The organism is Moorena sp. SIOASIH (genome assembly GCF_010671925.1).
Taxonomy (GTDB): domain Bacteria; phylum Cyanobacteriota; class Cyanobacteriia; order Cyanobacteriales; family Coleofasciculaceae; genus Moorena.
In genome coordinates this window covers 773,313-792,486 of record NZ_JAAHIH010000002.1, presented here as the reverse complement: position 1 = coordinate 792,486, position 19,174 = coordinate 773,313, and the positions used below count along the sequence as shown (strand labels likewise).

The 19,174-nt window shown below is 47.5% G+C and carries 7 protein-coding genes; 3 read left to right on the top strand and 4 right to left on the bottom strand.

What is annotated here, in order from left to right:
• Positions 1–16 precede the first annotated feature (16 nt).
• On the top strand, positions 17–193 hold the full coding sequence (locus F6J90_RS11175; RefSeq protein WP_293092959.1) for a hypothetical protein: 177 nt from the start codon (positions 17–19) through the stop codon (positions 191–193).
• A 65-nt stretch (positions 194–258) separates the two neighbouring features.
• Here F6J90_RS11175 and F6J90_RS11170 read toward each other — a convergent pair whose 3' ends face one another.
• Positions 259–1,539, bottom strand: coding sequence for an FAD-dependent oxidoreductase (locus F6J90_RS11170; RefSeq protein WP_293092957.1), 1,281 nt, complete (start codon positions 1,537–1,539; stop codon positions 259–261).
• A gap of 277 nt (positions 1,540–1,816) precedes the next feature.
• Positions 1,817–6,490, bottom strand: coding sequence for a type I polyketide synthase (locus F6J90_RS11165; protein ID WP_293092955.1), 4,674 nt, complete (start codon positions 6,488–6,490; stop codon positions 1,817–1,819).
• Positions 6,491–6,683: 193 nt separating this feature from the next.
• Here F6J90_RS11165 and F6J90_RS11160 point away from each other — a divergent pair, with 193 nt between their 5' ends.
• Positions 6,684–6,848: a hypothetical protein gene (locus tag F6J90_RS11160; RefSeq protein WP_293092953.1), complete on the top strand. Its 165-nt coding sequence runs from the start codon at positions 6,684–6,686 to the stop codon at positions 6,846–6,848.
• Positions 6,849–7,028: 180 nt separating this feature from the next.
• Here F6J90_RS11160 and F6J90_RS11155 read toward each other — a convergent pair whose 3' ends face one another.
• Positions 7,029–12,050: a type I polyketide synthase gene (locus tag F6J90_RS11155; RefSeq protein WP_293092951.1), complete on the bottom strand. Its 5,022-nt coding sequence runs from the start codon at positions 12,048–12,050 to the stop codon at positions 7,029–7,031.
• Positions 12,051–12,207: 157 nt separating this feature from the next.
• Here F6J90_RS11155 and F6J90_RS11150 point away from each other — a divergent pair, with 157 nt between their 5' ends.
• The gene (locus tag F6J90_RS11150; RefSeq protein ID WP_293092949.1) at positions 12,208–12,357 is read left to right on the top strand and encodes a hypothetical protein; all 150 of its coding nucleotides are present in this window, start codon (positions 12,208–12,210) and stop codon (positions 12,355–12,357) included.
• Here the strand turns inward: F6J90_RS11150 and F6J90_RS11145 are convergent.
• Positions 12,337–19,140 (bottom strand): type I polyketide synthase, encoded by a 6,804-nt coding sequence (locus F6J90_RS11145; RefSeq protein ID WP_293092947.1) that lies wholly within the window; start codon positions 19,138–19,140, stop codon positions 12,337–12,339. The two genes, F6J90_RS11150 and F6J90_RS11145, sit on opposite strands and share 21 nt — an antisense overlap.
• Between the last annotated feature and the right edge of the window lie 34 nt (positions 19,141–19,174).

Genomic DNA, 19,174 nt, shown 5'->3' with positions numbered 1-19,174 from the left:
CTGTATAAAGTTGGTTATGATGAAATCAGGGAATAGAAAGTTTCTAGTCTTTTTGTCAACCGTCAACCGTCAACCTTCAACCGTCAACCGTCAACCGTCAACCGTCAACCTTCAACTTTCAACCGTCAACCTTCAACCGTCAACCGTCAACCGTCAACCTTCAACCTTCAACTTTAAACCTACCCTAAGGTAACGCCAATAGCGAACAACAAACAGTCAATTCAACCCTAAAATTTAACTGTTCATTGCTTAGTGAACTTAATTTTTCGACTTTTTCAGTTGCTTGACTAATTCTAAAGCTGAAGAAATTCCACTTTCATGAAAACCATAAGAATCAATGCCTCGTTTTTTGATATGAAAATAAGTTCCTGAGAAATAAACAGGTCCTGTTTCATTCAGTTTATAGATTTGCTTTTGAGCTTCCAGGGTATTCATGTCATATTCAGGATGTCTGTATTTGATAATCTTGATAATTTTGCTTTCGTCTAGTGCTATTGGAGGAGTATCCAGGGATACAAAGTAATCCTTTTCGGCAATAAAATTATGCACCATATTAGAGTAGTACGTGACAAAGGTGTGAAGTTTATTTTCTTTAGTAACTTGCCCATAGTTCCATGATTGCCATGTACCTTTATCTGGGTGCATAATTACTGGATCAGTATGCAAGGTTACGTCGGTTTCATGGTACTTAAAACACCCGAGTAATTTTTGTTCCAATTCTGTTGGGCTTTCCAACAGCCTTAGTGCTTGGTCAGCATGAGTCGCGATAATAACTTTGTCAAATACCTCTTCTCCCTCTGCTGTCTTAACAATGGCTTTGTTTTGATCCCGTTTAACAGAAATAACTTTTTCTTCTGTGCGAATCGGTCGTTTCAGGGAAGAAGCTACTTTTTCAACATATCTTGTACTCCCTCTCGTAACGGTTTCCCATTCTACCGATTGACCACCCAAGCCCCCTTGGTCATGAGTCATGAAAAAACTAATAAAGGTAGAGGCGGGAAACTCCATCAATGACTCGGTAGGAATTGACCATACAGCTGACCCCATCAACATCACAAAGTTGTCTTGAAAGTCTTGGCTGTAATTATTCTTTTCTAGATACTCCTTCATCGAGACACGAGTTTTGCCCTCCCAAAAGTCAGACCGACATTGCTTGAAAAATCCCTTGGCTTCCTGATGAATTTCTACCAAATTTTTAGAAAACTTTTTTTCAAAGTCTGCTTGACTGAGTTCGAGGTCATTAGAATTAAATTGTAAGTCCGAGTCGAGATTATAGAAATTAAATCCTCCCACATGCTTTTGAGTTTTAACGCCCAAGTCTTCAAAGAATTTCGTTAAGCCGGGATAATTGGGCTTATTAAATACAACAAATGCTGTATCTATCGAGATTAATTTATCTCCATCCCACAGGTCAATTGTATTAGCATGACCTCCAACTCTATGACTTTTTTCATAAACATCAACCTCGTACTCATCTTGAAGATAATAAGCGGCTGGTGTCCCAGAAATTCCCGAGCCGATAATTGCTAACCTCTCCATAAATCCTCCATTTTGCAGTGAACATTGGACAGTTAAAAATTAACCTTAAACTTTGAACATTCAACCTTAAACCTGTAACCTTAAACCTGTAACCTTAAACCTGTAACCTTAAACCTGTAACCTTAAACCTGTAACCTGTAACTTTCAACCTGCAACCTTCAACCGGTAACCGGTAACCTTAAACCTGTAACCTGTAACCTGTAACCTGTAACCTGTAACCTGTAACTTTCAACCTTCAACCTGTAACCTTCAACCTGTAACCTTCAACCTGTAACCTTCAACCTTTAAAAGATTGGCTAAGGGTGGATGCCATTTCTTGCACACTCCGACAACTGAGTAAGCCTTGACGATCGACTTTACCGTAGAGCTTTTCTAGGTGGGTAACAATCCGAATTCGTTCTAGGGAATCTACTCCTAAGTCGGCTTCTAGGTCTAGATCCATCTCATCAGCGGAGATGGGATAGTGACAGATTTCTTCTGTTACTTGTCGCAGGGTTGACTCGATAGCGGTATTTGTTGGTAATGGCTGCTGAGATTTGGATGGTTGCTCAGGTTGAATTGTCAGTGAGACTAATTCCTCTATCTGAGCAATGTATTCCGTCATTAAGTTATCAATCTCGGACAGTTCAAAAAAGTTGTAGTCGTAACTAGCAAACATATGCAGACGGCCATCGAATACCTCTTGTAAGATATCCACAGTTCCAGGAGCATTTATGCCACCCGCTTGATAATCTGTTACATTAACAGAACCGTACTGAGTTTTAATATGGGTGTGTCCTGTGTAGGGGAAATAGAGATTGGATTTCAACGCACTCCGAAACATAGGTAAAGTATGTTCAGGAATTTCGCCGTTTTCCAGAGCAATATTTTCTTTGAAGATCATGCCCATCTGGCGAGTCTGGGCGCGGTCAATACCACTGGCTATGCCATTTTGGATGACTTGATGAATCCGGTTTAATAGAGCTTGCCAGTCTTCATCGGGCTGAGGCGGAGCAAAGCTAAGGGCTAAATTCTGGGCAAAGCTGCTGACGACATTAGATGCATCTACCTCAGGATAGACTCTGCCACTGGTGGGAATTTGAATAATCGGGGATTTGGTAGCGTCAAAATTGTTATTTGTGTTGTTATTTGTGGTTGTGACGCTAAGGTCATGGGAGTCTAACTTGACAACTGCTCGCAGAAATGCTCCTAGTAGTAAGGAATTAACAGGCAATCGCCATTCAGCAGTTTTGGCAATTAGTTTATCTGTGGTCTCCTGGGTCAGGCAATATTTATGGCTGTAGAATTGGGAATTCTGGTAGTCAACAGGTTTACCTTTAGGATTCCAGATATAGGACTCTTTACCTTGGCTAGCAGTATACTTGGCAAGTGCTTGGTCTTCCTCTGGATCCTGCCAAGCATTCATGGCTGCTACCACTTCAGCGTAATCCTTGAGGCTGGTGGCTGGTGGGAGTATGGGCTCTTCACCACAACTACGGGCGCGATAAATTTCCATAAATTCCCGTATAATGACATGATTACTCAGACCATCCGAGATCACGTGTTCGATGCCTAAAAAGAGCTGATAAACAGAGTCTTCAAGACGTATGACAGAAAATTGATGGAGTGGCCATTGAGTCAAAGACCATTCGTAATTTAGCCAGTGATCTATTTCTTCTGCTACTGCTTCGTCTTTGGCTTCACTGTCTAAATGCTGGATGTCGATAAACAGGATTTCTGGGGGAGTGGGATTGTCAAGAATTTCTAGCTGGTAGTCTTTGAAGCTAGTGGCACCAGAAGGCACATGGAAATGCGATCGCAACATCGGATGCCTTACCAATAGGTCTTTCCAGCTAGCCCAGGCAATGTCTAGGTCAAAATCTCCTTCTAATCGTAAGCTGGAGAAGAGACTGTTGGAATTAACAAGCCAGTAACCTACCAGGTGGAAGTATTGACCATGGAGTAATTCGATACTTTCACTACTGTCACTACTGTCACTGTTTTGTTCTTGGTTTTCTGCTGGCGTCAAAGCCATGTCTGGTTCAGTAACGGTAGGGTTTTGCTTAGAGTTTTCCTGAGCGTTTTCCTGAGAGTTTTCCTTGCTTTCCCCACTGGCTAGAGTGTCTTCCCCAAGGGTGTCTTCCCGATCAGACCTAGAAGCTGCTACGGGAACAGAAACTTGCCATTGTTCCAATACCTGAATAATTTCTCTGATGGTTTGCAACTGCATCAAATCCCGCAAGGAAAACTGGCTACTAAATGCTGCTTTTTGCTCTTGTGGAATCAGTTTTACCAAGCCATTCATCAGTTGGGTAATCATGATCGAATCTAAGCCCAACTCACCCTCTAAGGACATATCCAGACCTAACTGGTCTTGAGCAATGCCAGTTGTCTTAGCCACTAGCCCTAGGACCCGCTGTTCTAAAGTGAGCTCAGCCACAGATAGTGCTTCGTTCTGAGTGCTTCGTCCTGAGTGGGGGGATTCTGGGGTATGGCTTTGAGGGATTGGACGTGGCTGGTGGTAGTCCCCTGGCTCTAGCCCTTGAGTTTCAAACCAGAAGCGTTCCCGCTGGAAGGGATAGGTAGGTAGAGGCACCAGGCGGCGTTGATAGTCTTGGTCAAAGCCAGACCAATCTACTGCCACTCCTTGCACTGACAACTGAGCCAGACTCTCTAGTAACTGTTGCCAATCCGACTGTCCTCGACGTAGGGAAGGCAGCCAAACTCCAACTCCAACGGTCAAACATTGTTGTCCAATCCCCAGCAGTACTGGATCCGGACCAATTTCTACAAATAACTCATAACCCTGTGTTTGCAATGTTTCCATTGCGCTCTCAAATGTTACTGACTGCTGCTCCTGACCAGACCCATCCCTAGGGCTAGTCATTTCAGTTTCCCCTACCAGGGAGCCAGTTACACTTAATTTCAGAGCATCTTCTAGGCTATAAGCCCCTTTTATACAAGCTGCTACGTATTCTCCAACACCTTGACCGAGAACCGCATCTGGCTCAATTCCCCAAGAGCGCCATAATTCACTTAGGGCATACTCTATAGCAAACAGGGCTGGTTGAGTGTAGGGGGTTTGATCTAAGAGGCTGCTCTGGTTCCTGGTTCGTGTTCCTTGGGGATAAAGGATTTCCAGCAGGGGTTTTTCTAAATAAGGTTGTAGGATTTGGGCACAGCGGTCTAGGGCTTGGCGGAAAGTGGGGGCTTGTTGGTAGAGTTGATGTGCCATACCCACATACTGAGAGCCTTGACCAGTGAACAAGAAGGCTATCTTGGGTTGGCTGTCTTTAACCTTAGCAGTGAATACTCCTGGTGAGGTTTGACCAGCCTGGAAAGCTGCTAAGTGTTGGCAAAGTTGGTCTTTGGAGTGAGCTACTACAGCTAGGCGATGGTCAAAACGGGCTCTGGTAGTGTTGGCCGTGAAGCAGACATCTGTTAAAGGTACTTCAGGATGAGTAGCCAGGTACATCTCAAAGCGATTAGCCAACTGCTGCAATGCCTGTTCAGTTTTGGCGGAGAGGTTGAGGAGGTGCTCTGGTCGTTCTACGTCCACCTGCACCGGCTCAGGGATTGTTGCTTGTTCGACCACGATATGAGCATTGGTTCCACTGACACCAAATCCACTCAATCCAGCGATACGTGGTTGATTGGTAGAGTGCCAAGGGGTGAGTTCAGTAGGAACCTGAATCGGAAGTTTGTCCCAAGGGATATAAGGATTGGGGTTTTTCAGATGCAGATGGGGTGGTATTTGTTGATGTTGTAGGGCCAATACTAACTTAATTAGTCCTGCTACACCCGCAGCTGACTCCAAGTGACCAATATTAGTCTTAGCTGAGCCAATGATTAAAGGCTGGTCTTTAGTACGCTTTTGGCATAATACTGCTGCTAGGGATTCAACCTCGATTGGGTCTCCTAAAGATGTACCGGTACCGTGGGCTTCTACATAGCTAACTTGCTCTGGCTTAACTCTACCATTAGCCAAAGCTTTGCGAATCACTGCTTGCTGGGCGGGACCATTAGGAACTGTCAGACCACTGCTCGGTCCATCTTGGTTAACTGCTGTACCGCGAATTAGGGCTAAAATATTATCTCTGTCAGCAATAGCATCACTGAGGCGCTTGAGTACCACCATCCCACACCCCTCTCCTCTAGCAAAACCATCCGCCGCCGCATCAAAGGTTTTGCAACGACCATCCCGGGCTAGCATTCTGGCTCTAGAGGTGGCAATCGTACCATCTGGGGATAGGATTAGATTCACTCCACCAGCAAGGGCAAGATCACAGTCTCGGTTGCGTAGACTTTGGCAGGCTAGATGGACGGTGACTAAAGAGGAAGAACAGGCTGTATCCACTGCCATACTAGGCCCTTGTAACCCTAAAGTATAGGACAAGCGTCCAGCTACAGCGTTAAGGCAATTACCTGTGGCAGTGTAGGCATCGATAATAGTTTGATCCCCTAACCGGGTCTGGAGTTGCAAATAATCATTGGTAGTAATCCCGACGAAGACACCAGTTTGGCTATTCCGCAGTTGCTCTGGTGACTGACAAGCTTGTTCGATTGCTGCCCAACTCACTTCTAAAAGCAGCCGGTGTTGGGGATCCATGCTTACCGCTTCTCGGGGTGTAATGCCAAAAAACTTGGCATCAAACTGGTCTACCTGATCGATAAATCCAGCATTGCGGACATACATTTTACCAGGGGCATCAGGGTCCGGGTCGTAGTATTGCTCGATGTCCCATCTATCTTTAGGCACCTCAGTGATGGCATCGACTCCATCATGGAGCAAAGACCAGTATTTATCTGGATTGTCAGCACCACCGGGAAATCGACAACCCATGCCAATGATGGCAAGTGGTTCTGTCTTAGAACGCTCGATCGCTTCAAGCTTGGAGCGCATTTTCCTAACGGCTAGCAGTGCATTTTTCAAGCGAGAGCTATGGTCTATGGGTTCTGACGTGTTATTCATTGCAACAATTTCCCAGTGGTATTCATAATTGGGGGAAGGGAATTTAAACTGCGCAGTAATTAGATGGCTTTCCCCAAAATTTTCCAAAAATTCTATTTAGGTCTTTGATTACTTGTCAGGCTTGCCTTTGGAATTTACGCAAAATTATTAAAATTTATCTATACCGTTTGGCCGAGGGAATCGGGAATCGGGAATGGGGAAAGAGAGGGAGGTGTGGGGAGATGGGGAGATGGGGAGATGGGGAGATGGGGAGATGGGGAGATGGGGAGATGGGGAGATGGGGAGATGGGGAGATGGGGAGATGGGGAGATGGGGAGATGGGGAGATGGGGAGATGGGGAGATGGGGAGTCAGATTAGCAACTGGTGTGGTTTCCAATTAGCAACTTTGCTAAAACCTTGTCTTTAGCAATTCTTAGTCCCTGGAATTTCAAAAAACTATTACACCCATTGGTATAGGGATCAACTATCAGCAAATGGGCTGATAGTTGATCCCTAAAAGTTAATCGCTGATAGTTAATCGCTGATTCCTATCAATTACTAATTGAAAACTAGAGTTACTAACTCTTCATCCAGTAATGAAGCCCAATCCTCTTCAGAAAGTTCTTCTACCTCCGCTGGAGTTGTAGACGAAGATTCAGAATTACTGTGACCTAAGCCAAGAGAGTCTTCTGGTCGGTCTAAGCATAGAACATCCTGAGCCAAATAATTAGCAAGAGCGTTGATATTGGGATAGTTAAATGCCAATGTTGAACTCAAGGTCTGTCCCAAGCTAGCTTCTAAGCGGCTCTTGAGCTCCACAGCCATCAAAGAGTCCATGCCTAATTCGGCAAATCCCTGTTGACCTTTGATGGGATGGGATTGATCCAAACCTAACACCTGGGTAACTTCTTTTTGAAGATAAGCTACTAATAGGTCTTGACGTTTCTGAGCAGGGGCATTTGCTAATTGCTTTAGAAAATCAGGACGCTGTGCTGGAGTTGACTCTTTGTGATCTATCTGTGAGTCTTGGATCTGTGAGTTTACTCCCATGTTTGCCAGCAGCGCTCGTTGTCCCTTGACCTCATAAAGTGGTTTGAAGACATCCCAGTTGACTTTAGCACCGATTACTTGAGGGCTGTTCGACCCGATCAGGGATGGCAAAATGCTCATGGCTTCTTCTGGTTGCCATGGGTCTACTCCTATACGCTTCAATAAGGTCTTGACCTCTTCAGATGCCATGCCACCTTCAGACCAGGGTCCCCAATTGATGCTCAAAGCAGGTAATCCTAGGGCTTGACGGTGATGTGCGATCGCATCTAGGAAAGCATTAGCAGCGGCGTAATCGGCTTGTCCCTTGGAGCCCCACACAGAGGCAATCGAGGAGAAGCAGACGAAAAAGTCTAGGTTGATCTCTTGGGTAAGTTGATGCAGTAGCCATGCCCCCATTACTTTAGGTTGCAGGGTAGCCTGAAGTACATTCAGGTCCATCCCTTGCATTTCCTGATAATTTTCAATCCCGGCGGCATGGATAACTCCTTTGAGGGGAATCTGAGTGTTACGCAAGTGTTCAAATACCTCAGACATCTGACCCTGATCACTGACATCAGCTTGAGCCACAATCACCTTGGCTCCCATGGCTTTGATAGCTTTAATGGCCTTCACCCGTTTCCAAGACTCACTGTCTTGGGGTAAGCTTGCCCACTGGTCTGATGGCGGAAGTCCTCGGCGTCCTAGTAGCACTAGCGTTTTTGCCCCTTGTTCAGCCATCCACCGGGCAACCCGGAGTCCCAAACTGCCCAAGCCACCAGTAATCAGGTAGATACCATCTGCCTCCACAGCTAACGATTGGGTTTGAGTGGGTTTGCTAGATACCAAGCGAGCAACATAGCGTTGTCCGTTGCGGAATGCTACATGGTCTTCCCCGTCTGGCTGCCAAATTTCTGGGAACAGAGCCATGGCCTGTTGGGTAGCACCCTTATCACCAGAATTACCAGATATAGATGGGTCTAAATCTAGTAGTCCTCCCCAAATTTCAGAGTGTTCCAGGGCAATCACTCGTCCCATGCCCCACAAAGAGGCTTGAGCCAGTGCTACTGGAGCAGGATTGGTTTCCACTGCTTGGGTGCCAGAGGTTACTAACCACAATTTCGGTAAGGTTGCACTGCCAGTATTGACCAGTGTCTGAACTAGTGACTGAACTAGGTGCAGTACGCTACCACAACCCAAGACGTGAGACGCTTCGAGAGATGATGGTGTGAGTGCTTCAGACTTTTCAGCTTCTAGACTCCACAGATGAATTACTCCATGACAGGGCAATGGATTATTTCCAAGAGTTTCCTGGAACAACCGCTGGAAATGATTGGGATCAGCCGGGTTAATGGTGCCAATTCCTCCTGGTAGGCTTTGGTAAGCTTCACCTGGATAAATCAGGCAACAGCTGTGACCATGCGTACGCAAATTTTCTGCTAATGCCTGTCCTACGCCACCGTAATCTGCAAAGATCAGCCATTGACCAGGCTCAGTGGCTTTAATTTCTGCTTCCTGGGTACGCTCTTGAGCTTGCCACTTAACTTCGTACAGGGCATCCCTCAGGTACTCTGAATTAACCTGCTGTTGGTATTGCTCTAGCAACAGTTTCAGTAGCTGATGTTTCTCGGTGGAAAGATTAACAAGACGTTGGGAAATATTAGCTACATCCTGACTCTCGACCATTGATTTGGCTTGCTCTGCACTTAGTGCCTCTAACCAATCCAATGGGGTAGTCTGTGGGGTGTGGACAGGGGGATTTCCACCATTTTGTGATATTTGTGGTATAATATCCTTCGAGTTTGGTGCCACTGTCTCAATCCAATAGCGAGTGCGCTGGAAGGGATAGGTAGGCAGAGGTACGATGTGGCGTTGATAGTCTTGGTCAAAGCCAGACCAATCTACTTTAACCCCTTGCACGGACAAGGAAGCCAAACTCTGGAGCAACTGTTGCCAATCGGACTGTCCTCGACGTAGGGAAGGTAACCAAACTCCAGTTTCTGGTGCCAAGCACTGTCGTCCCATACCCAGCATTACTGGATGAGGTCCAATTTCTACAAACACCTCGTAGCCCTGTGCTTGTAAGGTTTCCATCGCAACGGCAAATTTAACTGACTGCCGCACCTGACGACGCCAATAACCAGGGCTAGTCACCTCACCTGCTTCTACTCGTTTACCAGTCACACTGGAAATCAGTTCAATTTGGGGCTCGGAGGTGTTAATCTGAGCTGCGTGTTGCTCAAAGGCATCCAGCATGGGCTCTACTAAGGGAGAATGGAAAGCATGGGAAACCTTCAACGGTCGGACGTCAACACCCTTGGTTTGTAGTTCCGTGACCACGGCTTGTACCCCTGATGCTACCCCTGAGATGACTATGTTTTCAGGCCCGTTAATGGATGCGATCGCAACTTGGTCAGCGTAGGGAGCAATAGCTGCTCTGACTTCTGCTTCCGGTGCTAACACTGCAGCCATTTCTCCTCCTGGGGGCAAGGCTTGCATCAGTCGGGCACGCTCAGCAATTAACTTTAAGCCATCTTCCAGGTTATATACCCCTGCTACACAAGCAGCTACATATTCCCCAACACTGTGACCGATAACACCATCTGGCTGAATGCCCCAGGAACGCCATAACTCATACAGGGCATATTCTAAAGCAAACAGTGCGGGTTGGGTGTAAGCAGTTTGGTCTAAAGGAGAGGTCTCACCTTCTGCTGGATACAGTACAGATAACAGGGGTTGCTCCAAATAGGGACGCAGAATAGCATCGCAGCGGTCTAGGGCTTGGCGGAAAGTAGGTTGAGTTTCGTAAAGTTCCCGTGCCATCCCCACAGACTGAGAGCCTTGACCAGTGAACATAAAGGCTATTTTGGGGCGCTGCTTGTCTTCGAGGTCTCCAGTAAATACCCCAGCGGTCTCAACACCCGTCCGGAAGGCTGCTAATTGTTCAGACAGTTCTTGCCCAGACTGAGCCACCACAGCTAGGCGCTGGGTAAAGGTATTTCTACCAGTGTTAGCCGTGAAACAGATGTCGGCCAGATTTGCCTGAGGATGGACTTTTAGGTAATCTTCAAAGCGGCTGGCTAGGGCAAGTAAAGCTTCCTCACTTTTAGCGGAAAGGGTCAGCAAGTGCTGTGGTCGTTCCACCTCAACTTGCTCAGGCTCACCAACTGGGGCTTCTTCCACTACGATATGAGCGTTGGTGCCACTAAACCCAAAGGAACTTAGTCCAGCAATGCGGGAGCCATGGTCGCACTGCCAAGGGGTAAGTTCAGTGGGGATCTCGATGGGAAGTTCAGCCCAAGGGATGTAAGGATTGGGATTGTTTAGATGCAGATGGGGTGGTATCTGTTGATGTTGTAGGGAGAGGACTAACTTAATCAGTCCTGCCATACCAGCCGCTGACTCCAGGTGACCCATATTGGTTTTTACTGAACCAACCATCAGTTTCTGGTCTGGGGTGCGTCCCTTACCCAGTACTGCCCCTAAGGCTCGCAATTCGATTGGATCCCCTAGGGATGTGCCTGTACCGTGGGCTTCTATATAACTGACTTCCCCAGGCTCCACTTTACCATTGGCTAGGGCGGCGCGAATTACGGCTTGCTGGGCGGGACCATTGGGAACGGTTAGACCACTACTACGGCCATCCTGGTTGACTGCTGAACCGCGAATTAAGGCTAATATGTTGTCACCGTTAGCGATCGCATCACTGAGGCGTTTGAGAACCACTACCCCGCAACCTTCGCCCCGGGCAAAGCCATTGGCAGCCTCATCAAACGTCTTACAACGGCCATCGGGAGCAAGCATTTTCGCCCGACATTCGTTAATCATCACTTCTGGGGAGAGGATCAGGTTGACCCCAGCAGCTAGGGCTAGGTTACATTCTTTTAAACGCAAACTCTGACAGGCCAGATGCACACCTACCAAGGATGAAGAGCAGGCGGTGTCTATGGCTACACTAGGGCCTTGTAATCCTAGGATATAGGACAATCGACCAGATGTAACGCTAAAGGCATTACCTGTGGCAGTATGGGCATCTACCACCTGAGGTTCAGTGGCTCGCTGGAAATAATCTAAGTTCATAATTCCTACGAACACCCCAGTCTTACTGCCCATCAGCTTATCCAGGGGTTGCCCAGCATGCTCTAGTGCTTCCCAACTGACTTCTAAGAGCAGTCGTTGCTGAGGGTCCATACTTACGGCTTCCCGAGGGGAAATCCCAAAGAATTGGGGGTCAAACTGGTCTACCTGATCGATGAACCCACCCTTGCGAACATACATTTTCCCTGAGCTATTTGGGTCAGAGTCGTAGATTTGATCAATATCCCAGCGGTCTGAAGGTATATCTCTAATTGCATCTACACCATTGCTTAACAGTTCCCAGAATGATTCAGGATCATTAGCACCCCCAGGAAATCGACAACCTAGACCGACGATAGCAATGGGTTCTGTTTTAGCACTTTCGCTCGCATCCAGCTTGGCTTGCATTTCTTGTAGAGCCAACAGAGCACGCTTAGTAGCAGAGAGAGAGTTGGTTGGTTTTGAATTCTGAGTCATGTCTAATAAAATTCCTTTGATAGTGCTGACTTAGTTAGATAACGTTTGATTAATCTATAGACTTTAGGCAAAAGGCAAAAGGCAAAAGGCAAAAGGCAAAAGGCAAAAGGCAAAAAGGATAATAATTGACGAAAACAGTATCGAAAAACTACTACTAATGTTGGTAGATATAATTGAGTTTTTAGGGTTAGGATTTCGGGTTTCGGGGTTAGGGTTTCGGTATCTATTCCCGATTCCCGATTCCCGATTCCCGATTCCCGATTCCCGATTCCCGATTCCCGATTCCTTAGACGCTAATACTTTCTAGTTCCTTGAGTAGTAAGGCTTCAGCATCTTCTTCTGAAAGCTGTTCTACGTCTACTGAGGTTAGGGTTTGTGTAGGATGATCATCCTTCTGTGTAGTCTCAGGAGAGTCTGTATCCTCCTCCTGCTCATCTTCGGTAAACATTTCACTGACCAGATACCCGGCAAGAGCGTAGATAGTGGGATAGTCAAAGATCAAGGTTGAAGATAGCGATCGCCCTAAAGAGGTTTGCAGTCGATTCCTCAACTCCACAGAGGTCAGAGAGTCCATGCCAATGTCAAAGAAACCTTGATGGGGATCTAGGGTATGGGAAGAACTCCAACCTAAAACTTTGCTAACCTGGTCTCGAATGTGACTAACTAAACGTTCGCGGCGCTCATGGGACGGAAGTTGCTGTAATCCCTGTAGAAACTCCAAGGCTTGGGTTGATGTTTCCTCTGCTACAACCTGTGTTGTTGCTTCAAGTGTTAACTCACTTAGTAGCGGTGGGATGTTATCAGCAGTAAATTGCTGTAGGAACTCAGACCACTCAATGGGCATCACCCCAATTTGGGCAGAGGGATTGTGGAAAATTTGTTCCAATATCTGTAATCCTTGCTTAGGTGCAATAGTACCCAGACCTCGCATACTTGACATCTTGTTCAAGTTGCGCTTAGCTACTGCGCCTAAATCAGACCATGCCCCCCAGTTGATGCTCAACCCTGGCAACCCCTGAGTTTGGCGATAATTAGCTAGAGTATCCAAAAAGGTATTAGCTGCTGCATGGTTTCCTTGACCTGGTGAGCCGATCAGGGAAGCGATTGAGGAGAACAGAATGAAGAAGTCCAATGGTATGTGCTGGGTCAGCAGGTGTAAATTCCAGGCTCCTTGGACTTTAGGGGCTAATACCTTAGCAAAGTCCTGCCAATCTTGCTGTTCGAGTCGGCCAACTTCAAGAACACCTGCGGCATGAATAACCCCTTTCAGTGGTGGCATAGAGACTTCAATCTCACCTAGCACCTTCTTAACTTGCTCAGTTTGAGAGGCATCCGCTTGAGCTACCAGGATCTTAGCCCCCATCTCCTCAAGCTCCTTCAAGGTGACCTTGGCGTGATCGGAAGCACCCCTGCGTCCCACCAAGACCAGATGCCTGGCACCGTGAGCTACTAGCCACTGGGCAACGACTAAACCCAGACCTCCCAGACCACCTGTAATCCAATAGGTGCCATCGGAGTGCAATTCCACTGGGGTTGATTCCTGCTGACGGTGGCGCACTAAGCGAGGTACATAGCGTTGTCCGTGACGTAAAACTAGATTGTTCTCTCCTTCGTTATCGTCTAACCACAGTTCCTCAAATAAAGCTTTGGCCTGATCATCCTGACCTAAGGGATCCAAATCCACTTGTACAAAGTCAAGTTCTGGATGTTCTAGGGTAATCACTTTGCCAAGACCCCACAAGGGAGACTGAGCCACTGCTAAAGGAGTTGGTTGTGCGCTCACTTGCTTAGCCCCTTGAGTAACCAACCACAGTGAAGGTAAGTTGGAGAACTCGGCTTTAACCATGGACTGCAGTAGGTGAAGTACACTGCGGCATCCCAAGACTGAGGCAGCCTCTAAGTCTGCTACTGTCATTTTTGCTGGGTCTACCGTATTCAAACTCCACAGGTGTACTACCCCACGGCAAGGGGGAATATCACTGGTAGTTACTGCTTTGAGCAACTGCTGAAAATCCTCTGGTTGCTCTGGGTTAATCTGGTATTGACCTTCCCCGAGCTGTTGATAAGAGGTGCTGGGAAAGACCATCGTACAGGTTTCCCCACGGGAACTGAGCTGTGCTGCTAACTGTTGACCAATACCTTTGTTATCAGCAAAAATCAACCAACTACTTCCCTGCCCTGGCATGGGAGATATCAGTTCCTGTTGCTCAGTTTGCAAGTCTAATTGAGCAGTTTGAGCCAGGATAATGGATTGGTGGGATAAGCTGCCACTGTTAGCCCCTGCTTCTGGAATTGTTCCGGTCTCGGCAAATCCGATATCCTCTAACAAATCTTGCCACTCGTAGGGAGTAAGTAAGGGGTAATCTGGTCGTAACTCGGTATCTGTAAATTTCCACCAGCCTTCTGTTAAACCAAAGATTAGATCTAACCAACGCTGACGTCCGGTTCCTTCTAGCAACATCACCATTCCCTCTGGTGCCAGCAGTTGCTGGACATGGGTCATAGTGTGGCGTAGGTCACTGGTGGCGTGGATGACATTGGATGCTAAGATTAGGTCGAACTGATTGGAAGCAAATCCCTGGGCTTCGATGTCTTGTTCGATGTCCAGAATCTGATACCGAATAAAGGGGTAATCACGAAACTTCTCCTCAGCCTTGGCCATGAACAAATGGGACAAATCGGTAAATACATAGTCTGTCCGATTGGCTGGAAGTTGGGAAGCAACATAGGAGGTTGTGCCTCCGGTTCCAGCTCCAATTTCCAAAACTCGAATGGTTCGTCCCTTTGGCAACTTCTCCACAGCCATTGATACAGCTTTTTGGATCAGTAGGTTAAACACCCGATTACCTGGGGATTCCTGATACAATTTCTCTGCAGAGGTAAAGGATCCATCAGGAAACAACAGTTGGATTGGGTCACACTTTCCTTGTACAACCTCTGCTAGTTTCTCTCCACAGCGCTCCAGTAAGGTAAACTCAGCGTCATAGGCAGGGTATTGAGCCAATAGGTCTGTGGGCTTCTGCTCAAAGACTTGTAGATCAGGCACTCGGGAAACTTGCCACTGAGTGGTGTTAATCTTTGTAAGTATCCCTTCTTCGGCTAGGATATCCAGCATCCGACCAAACAGACGATGGTGAGGGTCGATTATACCTAACTGTTGTGCTAAAGAAACTACGGTGATGGGCTCATTCAGCGGAAACTGCCAACCCATTTTTTGGAAAGCACTGACTACGTAAGCACCACTGAAAGCTTCTAGTTGAACTAAAATGTCTTCATAAATTTCCAATCCATGCTGATTCTGCAACTGATTTGCATGAGGCTGGATGCGATCGCTAATTTGGGAGGGGCTGGGAAAATAGTCTGCTGGTAGAGTCTGACCTAGACGAGTTTTGGGTTGCCACTCCACTTCGTAGAGCCAATTCTTGAAGTCGTCTTGGAGTGTATGGAGCAGAGCCTGACGCTTTGCCCGCTTAACATGCAATCCTTCTAGTTCTGCGATTACCTGTCCATGATTATCCAACAGCTTCAGGTCAGCAGTACGGCTTTCCTGATTCAAGCCATCCTGGGGACGCATCTGACCATAAATCCACAACTGGTTTTCAGGACGACGGTATACCCGCAAATTATCCAAACCCACTGGCAGATAGGTATCCGTATCCCCATCACCAGACAAGGTGGCAAATAGCAACTGGAGACCAGAATCCATCAAGACCGGGTGCAGTTGATAGGCTTGGGCTTGAGAGACTAACTCCTCGGGCAGCCGAATCCGGCCTAGGGCTTCCCCTTCTTGCCGCCAAAGTTGCTCAATACCTTGGAAACTGGAAGCATACTCCAGTCCCCGTTGGCGGAGTTGTTGATAGTATTCCTTAACAGACAACTCTTCTGGAAACTTGGCCTTGAGGTCTTCTATAGAGATTGAGACTAGTTGTGTTTCTCCATTTGTCTGTCCATCTGTTTGTCCATTTGTCTTTCCAACACAGATTTTGCCTATAGCGTGCTGTGTCCAGGCGTTGGGGCCATCCTCTCCCTCAGTGGCCAAGCTCACAATCCGCCACAGCGCTTCCCCTGTTCCGTCCGGGGTTAAGATTAACTGTGTAGTACGGCTAGTATCCTCTGGAATAACTAGGGCTTCTTGAATTACTACGTCCTTAAGGGTGGTGGAACCTGAACCTAGGTTTGACCCTAGGACTTTAGCCCCTGCTGCTAGAGCCATTTCTAAGTAAGCCGCCCCAGGCAAAACTACCATGCCGTAGACCTGATGACCGACTAGGAAACGCTGCACCTGAGGTGTTAACTGGGATTCAAATAGGGTTTCGGTGAGGGGTGAACGTAACCGTTGCCCTAGTAAGGGGTGAACATCAGGGTTTTCCTGAGACAAGAATGCTTGTGGTCTTTGAGATGGTCTTTGAGATTTCTGCTCGACCCAATACCGTTCTTCCTGCCAAGGGTAGGAGGGTAAACTCACAACCCGACAATGGGAGGATCGGAATAGTTTATGCCACGCTACTCTAAAGCCCTGGGTGTAGAGTTTACCTAGAGAGGTGAGCATGGTTGCTCGTTCCTCCTGACTACGGCGTAGGGAGGGTACAACAACTCCTGCTTGATTCAGATGGTCGAGGATTTGAGCAATATATCCGGAAAGGACTGGGTGGGGACTAATTTCTAAGAAGATGGTATGACCAGCTTCCACTAAGGCTTCAATAGCTGGAGCAAAGCGGACAGCTTGCCTGATATTTTGCCCCCAGTAGGTAGCATCGAAATCTGAACCTTGACTAGCGCAACCGGTAACTGTAGAGTAGACCGGAATATTTTCTGGCTTAGGTTCTAGCCCTTCCAGTCTCTGCACCAACTCCTCCTGAAATGGTGCCATTTGAGAACTATGGAAGGCATAATTCACTGGCAGCAATTTGTAGAACACATCCGTTTGCCGCTGCGCAAGGAATTCAAGGAATAATTCCATTGCTCTAGACTCTCCAGACACCACCGTTGAGGTGGGACTGTTGATTGCTGCGATGCCTAGGTTGGGCTTTGCCGATCCAAAAATACGATCGTATTCAGACAACAGGTTTTCTGTATCGGCTAGGGAGAGTTCCAATGCTGCCATCTTGCCATTGCCTGTGGCTTGCTGCATCAAGCGACCGCGATCGCAAATTAACCTTACAGCATCCGCTAAGCTCAGAGTACCAGCAATGTGAGCTGCGGCCACTTCACCTAGGCTGTGACCCACCACTGCTTTTGGCTCTATGCCCCAAGAACGCCACAGCCGAGCCAGGGCAATTTGTAGGGCAAAAATAGCAGGCTGAGCAATTTCGGTTTCCCCAAGGCGGGATTGAGACTCGTCCGCTGTTAACTCGGCTAACAATGACCAGTTAGCCTGGGCACGAATCAGGGCATCGCACTCTTCTATCGCCCCTCGAAATACTGGTTCCGATTGCAGTAGTTCCCGTCCCATCCCCCACCATTGAGGCCCCTGACCAGAGCAAACAAACACTACCTTCGGGCGGCGGTTGCCCCGTTTACTACCACTAGCTAGGTCAAGATCTGAGGGGTCTTGGAGTAAATCTTGCAGGCGCTCCTTCGCGTCTTCAGGGGAGTTAACTACCAGGGCTAAGCGGTGTTTATGGTGAGTGCGCCGGACACTAGCGGTGTAGCAAATGTCCTCTAATAAGGTAGGATTGAGGTCTTGAGTGGCTAAATAGTCTTGATAAGTGTTAGCCAGGGATTTGACCGCTTCTGGACTATGGGCTGAGAGCGGTAGTAAGTAGGGTGGCTTGAGGGGTCTGGCCTGATCCGGGACTTGGGAGGATTGAGGAGCTTGTTCTAAGATCACATGGGCGTTAGTACCGGCAAACCCAAAGGAACTGACCCCAGCTTTGGCTAAACCAAACTGCTCAGGCCAAGGCCCTAGGGTTTTCTGAACCCGTAGCGGTAGAGTATCGAAGGGAATATAGGGGTTAGGGTTTTCAAAGTGCAAGCTGGGGGGTAGTTGTTGATGTTTGAGGGATAAGGCAACTTTGATTAAACTAGCAATGCCAGCAGCAGCTTCCAAATGGCCAATATTGGTTTTAACTGCTCCGACAGCACAATAGTTTTCCTCCTGACGATTACTGGCAAGCACGGAACCGAGAGCCATCATTTCAATGGGGTCTCCCAGGGGTGTGCCAGTACCATGGGCTTCAATGTAACTAATTTCCGAGGGTGCTACCCCAGCATTATCTAAGGCTTGACGGATTAGTGCTTCTTGAGCTGGACCATAGGGAACAGTCAGTCCCTTGCTACGACCATCGTGGTTAACTGCACTGCCTCGGATAGTGGCGTAAATCGGGTCATTATCAGCTAATGCTTTGGATAGGGGCTTGAGGACAATGCAACCTGCTCCTTCACTGCGAACGTAACCATTGGCTTTGGCATCAAAGGCTTTGCAGCGACCATCGGGAGACAGGGCTTTTAGCTTACTTAGGGCAATGTGACCGATTGGTGAAACAATAATATTTACACCCCCAGCCAACGCTAAGGTAGACTCTCTATTCCAAAGACTCTGACAGGCCAGGTGAACTGCAACCATTGAAGAAGAGCAGGCGGTGTCGATTGCGATCGCAGGCCCTTTAAAATTGAATAAATAGGAAAGACGACCAGCAGCAATATTCAAGGCATTACCGGTTAGATCGTATCCTTGGGGCTGAGTGGAATAATCTGGATGAGTGTAGCTGTAATCATTGTTGGAAATTCCCACAAATACTCCCGTTCGGGAGCCAGCCAAGTGGTCTCGTACCTGTCCTGCATCTTCCAGGGCTTCCCAAGCCACCTCTAGCAATAGCCGTTGTTGGGGGTCCATGGCAGTGGCTTCTCGGGGCGAGATGCCGAAGAAGTGGGGGTCAAACTGGTCTACTTGGGGCAAAAAGCCCCCGTAGCGAGAGTTCATTTTGCCAGGAGTATCTGGGTCAGAATCATAGAAGTCATGGAGATCCCAACGGGTTTTGGGGATTTCACTAATGGCATCGACTCCATCACATAATAGTTGCCAAAAAGCTTCTGGATTTTCGGCACCAGGAAAACGACACCCGATGCCAATTATTGCAATTGGTTCCATGTTAAAAACCCTTTTAATGAGAACGTTATAGTCT